11 protein-coding genes are annotated in these 14,811 nt (G+C 71.8%); 4 read left to right on the forward strand and 7 right to left on the reverse strand.

The window, feature by feature from the left end:
- Window positions 1-6 precede the first annotated feature (6 nt).
- Both ACFQ6S_RS20920 and ACFQ6S_RS20925 read left to right on the forward strand, forming a co-directional pair.
- Window positions 7-4,293 (forward strand): PAS domain-containing protein, encoded by a 4,287-nt coding sequence (locus ACFQ6S_RS20920; RefSeq protein ID WP_383411665.1) that lies wholly within the window; start codon window positions 7-9, stop codon window positions 4,291-4,293.
- A 200-nt stretch (window positions 4,294-4,493) separates the two neighbouring features.
- Entirely contained in the window at window positions 4,494-5,384 is an 891-nt protein-coding gene (locus ACFQ6S_RS20925; RefSeq protein WP_383411667.1) for a prohibitin family protein, read from the forward strand.
- A gap of 89 nt (window positions 5,385-5,473) precedes the next feature.
- Here ACFQ6S_RS20925 and ACFQ6S_RS20930 read toward each other — a convergent pair whose 3' ends face one another.
- From ACFQ6S_RS20930 to ACFQ6S_RS20955, 6 genes are all read right to left on the reverse strand, one after another.
- Entirely contained in the window at window positions 5,474-7,120 is a 1,647-nt protein-coding gene (locus ACFQ6S_RS20930) for a long-chain fatty acid--CoA ligase (RefSeq protein ID WP_383412953.1), read from the reverse strand.
- An 860-nt stretch (window positions 7,121-7,980) separates the two neighbouring features.
- Window positions 7,981-8,541 (reverse strand): SigE family RNA polymerase sigma factor, encoded by a 561-nt coding sequence (locus ACFQ6S_RS20935; protein WP_383411670.1) that lies wholly within the window; start codon window positions 8,539-8,541, stop codon window positions 7,981-7,983.
- Between the two features lie 146 nt (window positions 8,542-8,687).
- Window positions 8,688-9,854, reverse strand: a complete 1,167-nt coding sequence (locus ACFQ6S_RS20940) for a lipid-transfer protein (protein WP_383411673.1) — start codon at window positions 9,852-9,854, stop codon at window positions 8,688-8,690.
- Window positions 9,851-10,270 (reverse strand): MaoC family dehydratase, encoded by a 420-nt coding sequence (locus tag ACFQ6S_RS20945; RefSeq protein ID WP_383411675.1) that lies wholly within the window; start codon window positions 10,268-10,270, stop codon window positions 9,851-9,853. The genes ACFQ6S_RS20940 and ACFQ6S_RS20945 overlap by 4 nt, the downstream gene beginning before the upstream one ends.
- Window positions 10,257-11,402 (reverse strand): bifunctional MaoC family dehydratase N-terminal/OB-fold nucleic acid binding domain-containing protein, encoded by a 1,146-nt coding sequence (locus tag ACFQ6S_RS20950; protein ID WP_383411678.1) that lies wholly within the window; start codon window positions 11,400-11,402, stop codon window positions 10,257-10,259. Before ACFQ6S_RS20950 ends, ACFQ6S_RS20945 begins: the two co-directional genes overlap by 14 nt.
- A gap of 294 nt (window positions 11,403-11,696) precedes the next feature.
- Entirely contained in the window at window positions 11,697-12,029 is a 333-nt protein-coding gene (locus ACFQ6S_RS20955; RefSeq protein ID WP_383411681.1) for a hypothetical protein, read from the reverse strand.
- 375 nt (window positions 12,030-12,404) lie between these two features.
- Between ACFQ6S_RS20955 and ACFQ6S_RS20960 the strand changes: the two genes are divergently transcribed.
- Window positions 12,405-13,274: a bifunctional DNA primase/polymerase gene (locus ACFQ6S_RS20960; protein WP_383411684.1), complete on the forward strand. Its 870-nt coding sequence runs from the start codon at window positions 12,405-12,407 to the stop codon at window positions 13,272-13,274.
- A 210-nt stretch (window positions 13,275-13,484) separates the two neighbouring features.
- Window positions 13,485-13,916, forward strand: coding sequence for a hypothetical protein (locus tag ACFQ6S_RS20965; RefSeq protein WP_383411687.1), 432 nt, complete (start codon window positions 13,485-13,487; stop codon window positions 13,914-13,916).
- Between the two features lie 329 nt (window positions 13,917-14,245).
- Here ACFQ6S_RS20965 and ACFQ6S_RS20970 read toward each other — a convergent pair whose 3' ends face one another.
- Window positions 14,246-14,635 carry a hypothetical protein gene (locus ACFQ6S_RS20970; protein WP_383411690.1) on the reverse strand — a complete coding sequence of 130 codons (390 nt, stop codon included), beginning with the start codon at window positions 14,633-14,635 and terminating at the stop codon, window positions 14,246-14,248.
- Window positions 14,636-14,811: the final 176 nt, after the last annotated feature.

A 14,811-nucleotide genomic window follows, 5' to 3' on the forward strand; every position in this document is an offset into this window, starting at 1 on the left:
CGTCTCGTGAGCAGCAGGCCATCCCGAGGCGCTGCTCGCCTCGCAGCCATACTCGACGCGCTGCCCGATGCGTTGGTGCTGGTCAACGCCAATGGGACCGTCGTCAACGCCAACACCATCGCCCTGGAGGCCTTCGAGGCGCCGGGGACGGCTCTGGTGGGGCGGGGGCTGCTCGATCTGCTGCCGCAGTTCGACTCCAAGCTCATTCCGGGGTCCATGCGGCGGCCCGATCACATGGACCCGCAGGGCCGGACCAAGCCGACTCGGATGATGGCCCGGCGGACCGACGGGAGCGAGTTCCCGGTCGAGGTCACGTCCGCGAATCTCGAGAACGGGCAACAGGCCTACGACGGGTACGGCTACAGCGGCGACGAGCTGCTGATGCTCGTCGTACGGGATCTGACCGGGACCGTCGACACCGAGGCCGAGCTGGCGCGTTCGCAGCGGCAGACAGAAATGATCCTGCGGGCCGCCTCCGAGGGTGTCGTGGGAACCGACACCGACGGGCGGATCGTCCTGGTCAACCCGGCCGCCGCTCAGATACTGGGCTATCGGGCCAGCGACCTGGGCGGACGGGAGCTGCACGCGCTCGTCCTGCACTCGCGCACCGACGGCTCCCCCTTCCCGTACGAGGAGTCGGCCCTCGCCGACACCCTGCGCTCCGGACGCAAGCACCGGGTGCGCGGACAGGTGCTCTGGTCGAAGACCGGCGCCAAGGTGTCCGTCGATCTGACGACCGCGCCCGTGCGCGACGGCGACCAGCTCGTCGGCGCCGTGATGACCTTCAGCGACCGGCGGTCCTACGACACCCTCGCCGAGGAGAAGGCCGCCGCGGAGCAGCAGCACGAGGAGGAGCTGGAGCGCCTCGCCGAGGAGCACGCCTCCGAGCTGACCGCCCTGCGGCAGAAGCACGTCGCCGAGGTCGAGGAGCTCCAGGAGAGCCACGCCGAGGAACTCGCCGCGGGCGAGGAGCGCTACGCCGCCCTCGGTGAGCGGGAGAAGGACCGGCACGAGGCGCTCGCGGCACGGCACGAGCAGCTGCTGACGCTGCTCGGAGGGTCGCTGCGCGGTCCGCTGGACGAGCTGCGCCGTGACCTGGCCGCGCTCGCCGCCGACGACGCCGGGCAGTTGTGGCCCGAGGCCAACCAGGTCCTGCATCACCTCTCCGCCGGCTACTCGCGCATCACGACGCTCATCGACAACGTCCTCGGATTCCAGCTGCTCGACTCCGGCGGCGACCAGGTCGTCCGTACGAAGGTGATGCTGGACGCCGTCGTCGCCGCGGGTGTCGACGGGGCCGTCGAACTCATCGGCCCGGGGCGGGTGCAGTTCGCCGTGCACGCGCCGCCCATCGAGGCCGAGGTCGACCCGCAGCGCCTCGCCACCGCGCTCGCGCATCTCGTCGCGGATGTCGCCGGGGTCGACGCGACCGGCAACTCGCCCGTGTCGGCGGGCGGTTACCTGGACAACACCGTCGTCGTCGCGGCGGCACAGCGCGGTGAGGTCGTACGGATCGAGGTGCGCGGGCCGTATGCCGGGGGAGACCCGGTGCACGAGCCGATCGTGCGCGGGATCGTGCGGGCTCACGGCGGGGTGCTGCAGACGCACGAGGTGCCCGGGATGAGCGGCAGTGCGTACGTCCTCGAAGTGCCCATCGGGGGTGGGGCGGGGTCCGTTCCCGCCGCCCCCGCCGGTATCGCCGCGCTCGAGGCCGGCGACGGGAGCAACGGGACCGAGGGTGCCGGCGCCGGCAGCGGTCGGCGACGGGCCCGGCGGTCCTCCGTGGACGCCTTCCTGGAGAGCGACACGCCCGCTACCGACGCCGAGGGCGGCGCCGAGGCCGAGGGCGGCGCGCCCACGGGACGCCGGCGCAGGCGCGCGGCCGCGGCGGAGCTCCCGCAGGGTGCCGGTGATGGTGACGGCGAGGCCTCCGGCGGTACCGGTCGACGCCGTGGACGGCCCGCCGAGAACGGCGGGGACGATGTCGCCGAGGGTGCCGTCATGACGGCCGCCGAGCATGCGGCGGGGACCGCGGCCATCGGCAGCGGCCTGGGCGGGACCGTGCCGCCGCAGGGCGTGCCCGCACCCGGTGGACGACGTGTCCGGCGCGACGGCGGGGAGCAGCACGCGCTGCCGCCCGCCCCGACCGGTGACTCCGCTCAGGCGGCTGCCGGATCCGGTACGGCCGCCTCGGGCGAGGCCGCGCAGCCGACCGGGCGACGTCGGCGTGCCCTGGCCGCGGCGTCCGAGCGGGCGGCCGCGCAGGAGGCGGGCGCCCGTACGGTGTTCGCGCTGCCGCCCGCCGAGGCGGACCGGGCTCCAGCCGAGCGGACCCAGCGGCCGGCCGGTGCCGAGCCGGCTGCCGCCCCCGCCATGACCCAGGCCCCGGGTGCCGTGGCTCCGGGGCAGGCACCCGCGGTGCCTGGTCGGGTGCCCGGGCAGGCGGCCCCTGGCGACGTACGCGACGACGGCCGGCACGACGCCGTGCCGCACGACCAGTCCGAGGACCACACCCCGCCGCAGCCGCATCCCACCAGCGCGCCGACCGGGCGTCGTCGCCGGGCCGTGGCGCAGCCGGCGGAAGCGGCCGGCGCCGCGCAGGCCGGCGCGGGTGAGCCCGTGCCGGGCACTCCGGGACGGGGCGTTCCGGTCGCCGTGCCCGGACAGGCGGTGCCAGGACAGGCCGTGCCCGCCGAGGCGGCTCCCGGACAGCCGGTGCAGGCTCAGCCGGTGCCCGGGCAGCCCGCGCAGGCCGTCGCGCGGACCCGGTCCGCCCCGGCCCGGCCCCTGCCCGCCGAGGCGGCGCCCGCGCAGGGCACGCCGGCGCAGGGCGTCCCGGCTCCGCAGCCGTGGCCCGCTGACGACGACACCTCCGGCGCCGGGGCGGTACCGGCGAACGGCGCCGCCACCCCCGTACCGACGAATCCCAACGCCCCCCAGCCCGCACCGGCTCCCAAGGCGGCGCAGGGCACACCGGCTCCTGGTACTCCCCTGCCGCCCGAAGCCGCGGCGGCTGCCGGGGCAACCGGGCAGCAGCGGGTGGCGCAGCCGCTGCCCGCCGAGGGCGCCGCTCCCGCCGGGACCGGTGTGCCCGGTGCCGCGGTCGACCCGAACTCGACGCAGGGGCGCGCGATCAGTGTGCGGACGCTGGGGCAGGGGGTGCCCTTCACGCGGCAGGCCGCACAGGTGCAGCAGCCCGCGCTGCCGACGGCCACGCCGCCCCCGCACCAGACCGCCGGCGGGCGCCGCCGCAAGCTGGGTACGCCGCCCGACCCCGCCGCGCGGGGCGGTGCCTCGACGGAGCAGGCGGCACGGCCGCATCCGTCGGCCGAGCAGCCGGTGCCCTCGTCACCCGCCCAGCCGCAGGGGTCGTCGGGTGGACAGCCCCAGCCGTCCCAGCCGTCGATGGCCGGACAGTCGCGGCTCGCGCCGATGACCGAGGCGGCCGGACGGTCGTACGCCATAGGCGCCCCGGACGAGAACGCCGCCGAGGGACCCGAACCGCTGGACGGGCCGGGCGGGGCCATCGAGGTCGCCGACACTCCGCGCCCGCAGCCGATGGACGACGAGCTGCCGCCCGAGCCGCTCGACAACCCGCGGCGGCTGCTGGTGTGGCCGGCGCCGGATGTGACGACCCAGCAGGCGCTGAGCGACCGCGGCTACCGGCCGGTGATCGTGCACTCGCGCGAGGAGGTCGACGCGCAGATCGCGGCGTTCCCCGCCGCGCTGTTCGTCGACCCGCTGACCGGGCCGATCACACGGACCGCGCTGCAGTCGCTACGGCAGGCGGCCGTCGCGGCCGAGGTGCCGGTGATGGTGACGGCGGGGCTCGGACAGGCCTCGCGGGAGGCGGCGTACGGCGCCGATCCCGCCGTACTGCTGAAGGCGCTCGCGCCCCGGGACAGCGAGCAGCATCCGCCGCGGGTGCTGCTGATCGAGGAGCACGCGGAGATCGCGCTGGCGCTGACCGCGACGCTGGAGCGGCGCGGGATGCAGGTGGCGCGGGCCGCGAGTGACGCCGACGCGGTACTGCTGGCGGGCGACTTCCATCCGAACCTGGTCGTGATGGACCTGATGCAGGTGCACCGGCGCCGGGCGGGGATCGTGGACTGGCTGCGCGCGAACGGCCGGCTCAACCGCACCCCGCTCGTCGTCTACACCGCCGCCGTCGACCAGGCCGACCTGCCGAGGCTGGCCTCCGGCGAGACGGTGCTGTTCCTGGCGGAGCGGTCGACGAGCGGTGAGGTGCAGGCGCGGATCGTGGATCTGCTGTCGCGGATCGGGACCAACTGACCCCGAAGCGGATCGGGTCGACCGGTCCATAGGGGATCGCGGTCAACCGGCCTACGGGGGACCGGGGTCGACCGGCCCGCGGGAGACCGGGGTCGGTTGACCGGCCCACGGGGGCGGCGTTCCGCCGGAACTTGATCCCGCTACGATGCGCTGCGCGTCGCCTCCGAGGCGGCGCTGATCCGTTTCGTAGGGGGATTCCCGTGTTCGTGCTGTCCATCCTGCTGCTCATAGCGGCGGTCGTGCTCTTCCTCGTCGGCCGTGCCCGCACCGGCGCCGGGGGGTGGAGACTCGGGGCGGCCGTCAGCGCCGTGGGGGGTCTGCTGGCCGCTGCCTTCGCCTGTGTCTTCGTCGTGAGCGCCTATGAGGTCGGGGTGCCGGTGACCTTCGGCAAGGTCGGCTCTCCCCTGGCCTCCGGTATCCACTTCAAGTCGCCGTTCACCGACGTCACGTCCTTCTCCACCCGCCCGGTGGACCTCAACCTCTACGACAAGGACGTCGTCGAGGTCCGCTCCTCGCAGGGCGGTGTGCTGTACGCCGACGTCACCATCAAGTGGGCCGTGGTGCCGGGGAAGGCGGTCGCGCTGTACCGGCTGGCGGGCAGCCAGGAGGCCATCGAGGAGCGGCTGGTGCTGCCGGACAGCCGCGAGATCATCCGCAATGTCTTCGCCAAGCACACCAGCGAGGAGGGATACGCCTCCGGACGCGAGCAGATCGGCGCGGAGATCGAGAAGATCGTCAAGGAGCGCCTGGCGCCGCGCGGCATCGACGTCACGACCGTCAACCTGCGCAACGTGCGGCCGTCGGACAAGCTGCAGGAGCAGATCGACAAGAAGATCCAGCAGGAACAGGCCACCGAGCGGGCCGTCGAGGCATCCCGCACCGCCAAAGCGGAGGCCGAACGCAAGCGGATCGAGGCGGAGGGCATCGCCCGCGCCAACAAGATCATCGAACGGTCGCTGAGCGACAACGTGCTGTACAACCAGTGCCTCGAGGCCTACAAGGAGGCCGCCAAGGCCAACCCGGTCTACGCGGTGCCGTGCGGCACGGACTCCGGGGGGACCCCGGTCATCGTGGACAACGGCAAGAACTAGCCGACGCCCCGGCACGACGAACAGCCCCCGGCGCACACCGGGGGCTGTTCTGTCGTACGGCTGTGTCGGCCTGGTGTCGTCCCGTGCCGTCAGCCGAGCTTGGTGATGTCCAGGCCGCCCTCGGCGTACTGCCTGCGCAGCACCTTCTTGTCGAACTTGCCCACGCTCGTCTTCGGCACCGCCTCGATGACCGTCCACCGCTCGGGCAGCTGCCACTTGGCGATCCTGCCCTCGTCGGCGAGGAAGGCGCGGAGCGTCTCGAAGTCGGCGCTGGCGCCCTCCTTGAGGACGACGGTGGCCAGCGGGCGCTCGCCCCACTTGTCGTCGGGGACGGCGACCACGGCGGCCTCGGCGACGTCCGGGTGGGACATCAGCGCGTTCTCCAGGTCGACCGAGGAGATCCACTCGCCGCCGGACTTGATGACGTCCTTGGCGCGGTCGGTGAGGGTGAGGAAGCCGTCGGCGGAGATGATGCCGACGTCGCCGGTCTTCAGCCAGCCGTCCTCGCTGAACTTGTCTGCGGGGCGCAGCGGTTCGGCTTCGGGGCCGTTGTAGTACGCGCCCGCGATCCAGGGGCCGCGCACCTCCAGCTCGCCGGCCGACTCGCCGTCCCACGGGATGCGCTCGCCGCCGGGGCCGGTCAGGCGGGCCTCGACGCTCGTCGGGAAACGGCCCTGCGTGAGCCGGTACGCGAACTCCTCCTCCGTGCCCACCGCGTGGGCCGGCGGCCGGGCGACCGTGCCGAGCGGGGAGGTCTCCGTCATGCCCCAGGCGTGGCAGACCCGCATGCCCAGCTTGTCGAACGCCGCCATGAGCGACGGCGGACAGGCCGAGCCGCCGATGGTGACCTGGCCGAGGGTCGAGACGTCCCGGGGCCTGGCGGTGAGCTCGGCGAGCAGGCCCTGCCAGATGGTGGGCACGGCGGCCGCGTGGGTCGGCTTCTCGCCCTCGATCATCTCGGCGAGGGGAGCGGGCTGGAGGAAGCGGTCCGGCATCAGCATGTTCACGCCGGTCATGAAGGTGGCGTGCGGCAGCCCCCAGGCGTTGACATGGAACTGGGGCACCACCACGAGCGAGGTGTCCTGGTCCGTCAGGCCCATCGACTGGGTCATGTTGACCTGCATGGAGTGCAGGTAGATCGAACGGTGCGAGTAGACGACGCCCTTCGGGTCGCCCGTGGTGCCGGAGGTGTAGCACATGGCGGCGGCCTGCCGCTCGTCCAGCTCCGGCCAGTCGTACGTCGTCGGCTTGCCGGCGATCAGGTCCTCGTACTCGTGCACCTGCACGTCGGCGGCCGCGAGGCCCGAACGGTCACCCGGCCCCGACACCACCACGTGCTCCACCGTCTTGAGGTGGGGCAGCAGCGGGGCGAGCAGGGGGAGGAGCGAACCGTTGGCGATGACGACGCGGTCGGCCGCGTGGTTGACGATCCAGACCAGCTGCTCGGCCGGGAGGCGCAGGTTGAGGGTGTGCAGAATCGCGCCCATGGAGGGGATCGCGAAGTAGGCCTCGACGTGCTCGGCGTTGTTCCACATCAGGGTCGCGACCCGCTCGTCGCCGGCCACGCCCAGGTCCTCGCGCAGGGCATGCGCCAGCTGGGCCGCACGGGCGCCGACCTCGGCGAAGGAACGACGATGCGGCTCGCCCTCGCCGGTCCAGGTGGTCACCTGTGACGTGCCGTGGATCGTCGACCCATGGGCCAGGATCCTTGAGATCAGCAGTGGTACGTCCTGCATGGTGCTCAGCACGGAGTCCTCCCGGGGGCGACATTGCCTACGCGGTGGTAAGGGTTGCGGAGATTCTGCGCGCATACCGCTTGGTATGTCACTAGGGTCGGCCGATCGATCATGTCACGTTGCGTTCACGGAACTCTGCCGGTAGGGGGCCGGGGGCGGGCCCGGGAGGGGTGCAGGCCGGGGGTGGGTGCGCCCGGGGGGTGCGCCCGGGGGGTGCGCCCCGGGGGGTGGGTGCGCCCCGGGGGGTGGGTGCGCCCCGGGGGGTGGGTGCGCCCCGGGGGGTGGGTGCGCCCCGGGGGGTGGGTGCGCCCGAGGGCGAGTGCCGCAAGGGGTGGGGCCGCCGAGGTTGAGTGCCGCAAGGGATGGGGCGCCCGAGGGCGAGTGCCGCAAGGGGTGGGCCCGCCGAGGTTGAGTGCCGCAAGGGGGGCCGTCGAGGGCGGGCGCTACTAGAGGGCGAGGGCCGCCAAGGGATGGCCGCCGCCGGGGGTACGCGCCGCTGGCGGGCGAGTCCGCCGGTGGGCGAGCGCCGGTAGCGGGCGGAGGCGCCAGTGCCACATGGGGCGAGGGCCACCGAGGGATGGGTGCCGCGAGGGGTGGGTGCCACTAATAGGCCAGGCCGCCGGAGGGCGGCGCCGGTAGCGGGCGAACGCAGCCGGATGGCCAGTGCCACCGAGGGCGAGGGCCGCCGACGGGGTGGGCGCCCCAAGGGTGGGCGCCGCTCGCAGGAGAGGCCCCGGGGGCGGGCGCCGGTAGCGGGCGAATGCGGTCGGACGGGGCCGGTGCCACCCGAGGGGGCGGCGGCCGCCGACGGATGGTTGCCGCCAGGGATGGGACGCCTCAGCGTCGACCGTGTGCCGCTTCTACCGGACCAGCACCAGTTCCGGGTCCTCGCGCAGCTTCCCCAGCGCTCTCGACACCGCCGACTTCACCGTGCCCACGGAAACCCCGAGCACCTCGGCCGTCTGGACCTCGCTGAGGTCCTCGTAGTACCGCAGCACCACCATCGCCCGCTGCCGCGCCGGCAGTCGCATGATCGCGCGCCACATCGCGTCGTGCAGCGCCTGCTGCTCCGCCGGATCGTCGTCGTGGCCCGCCGTGGGCTCCGGCTCCGGCAGCTCGTCGCAGGCGAACTCGTCGACCTTGCGCTTGCGCCACTGCGACGTCCGCGTGTTCAGCAGCGCCCTGCGCACATAGCCGTCGAGCGCGCGATGGTCCTCGATGCGCTCCCAGGCCACGTATGTCTTGGTGAGCGCGGTCTGCAGCAGATCCTCCGCATCGCTCGGGTTCGCGGTGAGCGAGCGGGCGGTACGCAGCAGCACCGGCTGGCGGGCCCGCATGTACGACGTGAAGGAGGGATACGTCGCGCTCGGAAGGGACCGCGTCGCGGCGTCGGAAGCGCTGGTGCAGACGGGTGTGGTCATGGCTCCACGCTATGAGCGGCCCCTACTTCAGCGGATCGGCCGCAGGTGCCGAAGCAACGTCCGCCTCAGGTTGTAGGGGTGGGGCTGACTCCACCTCCTGAAGGTGGACGAGCGAGGGACCCGTACTGCGGGATTACCCTTGAGGGTCACCCGTCGGCAGCAAGCACCAGACCCGACGTCGGCACCCCCGTCCCGGCCGTCACCAGCACTCTTGCGGCCCCGGGTATCTGGTTCACGGACGTGCCCCGCACCTGCCTCACTCCCTCGGCTATTCCGTTCATCCCGTGCAGATACGCCTCCCCGAGCTGCCCCCCGTGCGTGTTGAGCGGCAGCCGCTCCTCGGCCACGAAGTCCGCGGCCTCCCCCTTTCCACAGAACCCGAACTCCTCCAGCTGCATCAGCACGAAGGGAGTGAAGTGGTCGTAGAGGATCCCCACGTCGATCTCCCCCGGCCCGAGCCCCGCCGTCCGCCACAGCTGCCGCGCCACCACCGCCATCTCCGGCAGGCCGGTGAGGTCGTCCCGGTAGAAGCTCGTCATCTGCTCCTGTCCCCGGCCGGCGCCCTGAGCCGCCGCCGCTACGACCGCGGGCCGATGCGGCAGGTCGCGCGCCCGCTCGACGGACGTGACGACCACCGCCTGGCCGCCGTCCGTCTCCTGGCAGCAGTCGAGCAGCCGCAGCGGCTCGACGATCCAGCGCGAGGCCGCGTGGTCGGCGAGGGTGATGGGTCTGCCGTGGAAGTAGGCGGCCGGGTTGGTCGCCGCGTACTTGCGGTCCAACACCGCCACATGCCCGAACGCCTCCGGTGTCAGCCCATAGGTGTGCAGATAGCGCTGGGCCGCCATCGCCACCCAGGAGGCCGGGGTGAGCAGCCCGAAGGGCAGGGACCAGCCCAGTGCCACGCCCTCCGCCGAAGGCTCCCGGTGCTGGACGCCCGAGCCGAATCTGCGGCCCGATCGCTCGTTGAACGCCCGGTAGCAGACCACCACCTCCGCGACCCCCGTCGCCACCGCGAGCGCCGCCTGCTGGACGGTCGCGCAGGCCGCGCCGCCGCCGTAGTGCACGCGGGAGAAGAAGGACAGCTCACCCATCCCGCACGCCTGCGCCACGGTGATCTCCGGGTTGGTGTCCATCGTGAACGTCACCATCCCGTCCACGTCCCCCGGCGTCAGCCCCGCGTCGTCCAGCGCGGCCCGCACCGCCTCCACGGCCAGCCGAAGCTCGCTGCGCCCGGAGTCCTTGGAGAACTCGGTGGCCCCGACACCGACGATCGCCGCCCGGCCGCCGAGGGCGTCCCGCTCGCGCACACTCATGCCGACCCCTCCGCGGACACGCCGAGCACTGCTCCCGTCGGCACGGTGACCGTCACCGTGCCGGTCACGTGCTTGCCGATGCCGTTGGCCCCGACGACCCGTACCGTCGCCGTGTCGCCGTCGACCTCCTCGATCTTGCCGGTCAGCACCATGGTGTCCCCGGGGTAGTTGGGTGCCCCGAGCCGTATCGCCACCCTGCGCAGTGCGGCCGTCGGTCCGAAGTGGTCGGTGATGTAGCGGCCGACCAGGCCGTTGGTCGTGAGTATGTTCATGAAGATGTCGGGGGAGCCCTTCTGGCGGGCCAACTCCGTGTCGTGGTGCACGTCCTGGTAGTCGCGTGAGGCGATGGCGCCGGCGACGATCAGGGTGCGGGTGATCGGGATCTCCAGCGGGGGCAGTTCGTCACCGGCGTTCATGGGTTCCCTCCCCAGCAGTCCCTTCTTGAGTGGTTCCCGCCTGAGCGGTCCCCTCCCGAGCAGTCCCCTCCTGAGCGCGCCAGACCGGCAGTACCAACTCCTCGTCGCACTCCTGGAATTCGAGCCTCACCGGGAGCCCGATCCGCACCTTGTCGTACGGCATCCCCAGGACGTTGCCGATCATCCGCACGCCCTCGGGCAGTTCGATCAGGGCGACCGCGTAGGGCGGGTCGAAGGCCGGGAACGGGGGGTGGTGCATCACGACGTACGAATAGACCGTGCCCTCACCGGTCGCCTCGATCGTGTCCCAGTCCAGTCCTCCGCACGCGTTGCAGCCGGGCAGCCAGGGGTGGCGCAGGGTGCCGCAGGCGGTGCAGCGCTGGATGAGCAAGGTGTTCCGCTGGATGCCCTCCCAGAAGAGGGCGTTGTCGCGGTTGATGACGGGGCGAGGGCGAGTGGGGTTCTGCGGCCGGGCTTGCTGGGACGGTCTCTGCCGGGGTTCCTGCCGGGGTTCCTGCCGGGGTTCCTGTCGGGGTTCCTGTCGCAGATCCTTCCGGTCATGCCGGGGCGCCCTGCGGATGGGTGCGTACTTGAGGATGCGGAAGCGGTGGGTGCCCGCGAGGTCGGGGCCGACGCGGATGTCCATGCGGGTCGTGACGAAGTAGCCGGTGCCCAGCTTCGTCGCCTTCCGCTCCGACACCGACTCGATCACCGAGTCGAAGGTGATCTCGTCCCCTGGCCGCAGGGGCCGTAGATACTCCTGTTCGCAGTCCGTGGCGACCACCGAGCTGTAACCCGCCTCATCGAGCATGCCGAGCAGCTCGTCGTACGCGTGCGTGCGTCCCGTATGGCCGGAGAGGCCGCCCATCGTCCACACCTGGAGCATGGTGGGCGGCGCGATGGCGGCCGGTCCCGCATACGCCTCGTTGGTGTCGTCCATCGCCTCGCACCAGTGCCGGATCATGGGCGCGTTGACGGGGTCCTTGCCCGCGTGTGCCACCGCGGCGGGCTGCCCCTCGTAGGCCTTCAGCCGCGCCTCGAACTCCTCGTCCGCTGCCACCTCGTGGCTCACCCCCGGCCCGTAGCTCACCGTCGCCGCCCCCTCGTCCTCATCGCCCGCCGCACCGCGCATCGCACTGACACTTCTGGTACACCGCGACCGCCGATCCGGTTCCCACGTTTTTCAGGAACGTCCACAGGCCCCATGAAGCCGGGGTCTTCGCCCTGGTCCCTGCCCCAGGAAGGTTTCTGACTGTCCGTCAGATGCGATGCACTGTCAAGGCCGCCGGGAACGGCCCGGCGGCGGACGCGAAAACGCCTGCGCGGCGGTACCGAAGTACCGCCGCGCAGACGCGTTACACCCCACAGCACACCCACAGTTGCGAGGGGGCCGATGCCTGAGCACAGGGGCACCGACCCCCTCAGCTCACCACCAGAGCGGAGTGAAGTTGACCGACGTGTTGTCGTTGCCCTGGTTGACCGAGGTGAAGGCGGAGCCGTTGACCTGGGCGGTGTTGCTCTGGTTCGAGGCACCGGAGCCGGTCGCCTGCTGCTGGGTCGTGGACGAGGTGCCGTAGTTGTCGCCGCCGACCCCGCTGCCGATAAGGCCCTGAGCAGCCTCCGTCTCCGTGACAGACGCGCTGGATCCGTTGTCCGCGATGGCGCCGTTGTCCGCCGTCGCGATGCCCGAGAAGAGGGCGACCGCGAGCGGAAGGGCGGAGACGGCTGCGATGACGCGGGCGGTACGGATGCTTGCCATGTTGTTCCTCCAGAACAGGTGCGCCCAGGCTCCCCGCCGGACGCATCGGTGGTGCATGAAGTACTGCTTTCCCCCAGGCAGTTGGCCGACCGCCCCGGAGTCGTTCACGACGTCGCGAGATCAGAGTTGCCCACCGAATCCCCGGCGAACCACCCCGGAAGCCCTGATTCGCCCTCAAGCGTGATGACAAGTCGATAAACCCCTTTCGCCACTTCCAACTCCCAGGTGGGGCAGTACGGATGACTCCACCCCAAGCGGCACAAGAGGGGAAAGGTTCCGGCGCACTTCCGGCCAATCTCCGGCGATCGGCGAGTCGGCGGCGGGGCGGGGCGATTTCCCCTTTCTTTTTTCGAACACTCGTACGAACATAGAAGCATGGCCACCACCGACCGGCAGGCCACGACGCTGGCCCTCGCACACGCCCTGTCAGCCGCCGAACGCGGACTGGCCGTCATCCCCCTGTCCCGGACGAAGCTCCCGGCCCTGCGCTCACCACACCGCGACGACCCCGATCCCAAGACCTGTCACGGCGAGTGCGGCCGTTTCGGGCACGGGGTCTACGACGCCTCCACCGACCCCGCCCGCATCCGCGAACTCTTCGCCGCCGCCCCCTGGGCGACGGGCTACGGCATCGCGTGCGGCCTGCCGCCGCACCATCTGATCGGCATCGACCTCGACACCAAATCCGGTACGGACTCCTCCGCCGCCCTGCGCGAACTGGCGCTGCGCCACCTGTTCACGATTCCGCCCACGGTGGTCGTCCTGACCCCGAGCGGCGGCCGCCACCTCTGGCTGACCGGCCCCTCCGACGCCGTCGTCCCCAACTCCGCGGGTCGTCTCGCCCCCGGCATCGACATCCGGGGCGCCGGCGGCTACCTGGTCGGACCCGGCTCCCGCACCGACCACGGCGTCTACAGCACCGCCCCCGGTACCTCCCACATCGTCCCCGCGCCCTGTCCGCGCGCCCTCCTGCGCCTTCTGCTCCCCCCACCACCCCGCACGCAACACCCCGCGCCCCCGTCGACCGGCGGCCACGGCCAGGGCCTCGTCCAGTTCGTGCTCGCCGCGCACGAGGGACAGCGCAACACCCGCCTGTTCTGGGCAGCCTGCCGCGCCTACGAGGACGGCATCGGCCCCGCACTCGTAGACCCCCTGGTCGAGGCGGCCCTCAACACCGGCCTGACCGAACGCGAGGCCCGCGCGACGATCGCGTCGGCTGCGCGGATGACGGGGCATCGGCCCTGATGAGGGGAGGCGGGTGAGGGAGACGGGTGAGGGAGACGGGGGAGACGGCTGGCGGACGCGGTGATCACACGGAACCGACGGACGCGGCGCCCGCCCCGCCTCCTTGCTCCTCCGACAAACACAAAAAGCGACCAACCTGACCGAGTCAGGCGACCGACCGGCCCGGAAATTCACGGGAGCTCGATGCACCACCGCCCTAGAGTGCCGACCATGTCGCTGGCTCGCGTCGTCCTCACGTCCGGCCGCTCGCTCGACCTCGCCGAGCTGCGGTTCTCCTCTACTTACGGCGGGATGCTGGAGGGCTACCCCTGCAAGCTCGTCAACGACATGAAGATCAGCAGCCTCCTGCGCGCCGCGGAGGGAGACCATCCCTCCACGCCGGTGCACCTGGTGGCGCCGCCGCGCGAGTATCCCGACCAGTACGCGGGCGCGTTCGGCCCGGTCGAGGTGCTGCCACGCGTTGCATGCGTCGGTACCTTCCACTCCACGGCCCTCGACCCCGGCCGCGACCCGGTCCTGCACCGCTCCACCCTCACGATCATCTGGTTCCAGCCCACCACGCGCGTGCCGGCCGATTGCGACGCGGAGGACGCGCTGCGGGAGGTCGACTGGGAGGGGCTGGCACGGGATTACGAGCTCTAGCGGCAGCGTGCGGTCGGCGATGAGGCGTCCGCGGCCGACAAGTCGGCTCCGGTTGCGGTTGCCGTGGGCCCAGCTGCCGAACAGCGACGGCCCCGCGTCGGCCACGGCGAAGGGGCGCCTCTCAGTGAGAGACGCCCCTTCCGGCATGTGCGGTGGGTGTGGGATTTGAACCCACGGTGACATCGCTGCCACGACGGTTTTCAAGACCTTTCGTCGGCCGGGCGGGATCTCCGCTCCCACGCAGGTCAGACGAGCGAAACCCGGGCCGCCGCAGTCGCACCCATGCTTGTCGTGCCCTCTACGTGCCCCAGGCGCACGATCGTGCCCTCTCACCCGCCAGTCACAGCGGGAACGATCACTGCGGCGACAGCCGACAGCAACCCTCCTACGGCGAGAGCGCCATTGAACTTCTCTTTGGCCGTTGGAAACACGGAGCGACTCACGTTCCCGACCTTGCTACGCAGAACGATCATCTTCATCTTCTGCCACCTGTGCTGACGTTTCGAGCACCCCATCAACACGCCGTATGCGTTGTTGCGGCAGTAGGTCTGCCCGTCTCGGTTGACCGCTCCACACCAGACCGGCACCTGGAAGGCGGCATAGACCGAGACGCCGACTGACAGAGCCACGATCACTGGGAATGCCCACTGTTGACTCCAAGCAACGACCAAGGCAGCAGCCACCATGTATCCCCAGTACAGACGCACTACTTTCCCCATGAGCACGCAGAGTAGTGGCGCATATGCGCAACGCATAGACGTGAATTGGTCACGCCCCCATGCGTGCCCGGCCGTGAGCTGCCACGGAATCGAACGACATCACACGGCGCTCGGGTGCCACACAGCGCGACGCCCCTGGCCGTATTTCTGGCCAGGGGCGTCACAAGTGCAGGCGT

This window comes from Streptomyces sp. NPDC056479 (assembly GCF_042795335.1).
GTDB lineage: Bacteria > Actinomycetota > Actinomycetes > Streptomycetales > Streptomycetaceae > Streptomyces.

Coding starts and splice junctions, on each gene's coding strand:
- ACFQ6S_RS20930 (WP_383412953.1), bottom strand. CDS start 7,120: ATGCAGGACGTACCACTGCTGATCTCAAGGATCCTGGCCCATGGGTCG.
- ACFQ6S_RS20935 (WP_383411670.1), bottom strand. CDS start 8,541: ATGACCACACCCGTCTGCACCAGCGCTTCCGACGCCGCGACGCGGTCC.
- ACFQ6S_RS20940 (WP_383411673.1), bottom strand. CDS start 9,854: ATGAGTGTGCGCGAGCGGGACGCCCTCGGCGGCCGGGCGGCGATCGTC.
- ACFQ6S_RS20945 (WP_383411675.1), bottom strand. CDS start 10,270: ATGAACGCCGGTGACGAACTGCCCCCGCTGGAGATCCCGATCACCCGC.
- ACFQ6S_RS20950 (WP_383411678.1), bottom strand. CDS start 11,402: ATGCGCGGTGCGGCGGGCGATGAGGACGAGGGGGCGGCGACGGTGAGC.
- ACFQ6S_RS20955 (WP_383411681.1), bottom strand. CDS start 12,029: ATGGCAAGCATCCGTACCGCCCGCGTCATCGCAGCCGTCTCCGCCCTT.
- ACFQ6S_RS20960 (WP_383411684.1), top strand. CDS start 12,405: ATGGCCACCACCGACCGGCAGGCCACGACGCTGGCCCTCGCACACGCC.
- ACFQ6S_RS20965 (WP_383411687.1), top strand. CDS start 13,485: ATGTCGCTGGCTCGCGTCGTCCTCACGTCCGGCCGCTCGCTCGACCTC.
- ACFQ6S_RS20970 (WP_383411690.1), bottom strand. CDS start 14,635: ATGGGGAAAGTAGTGCGTCTGTACTGGGGATACATGGTGGCTGCTGCC.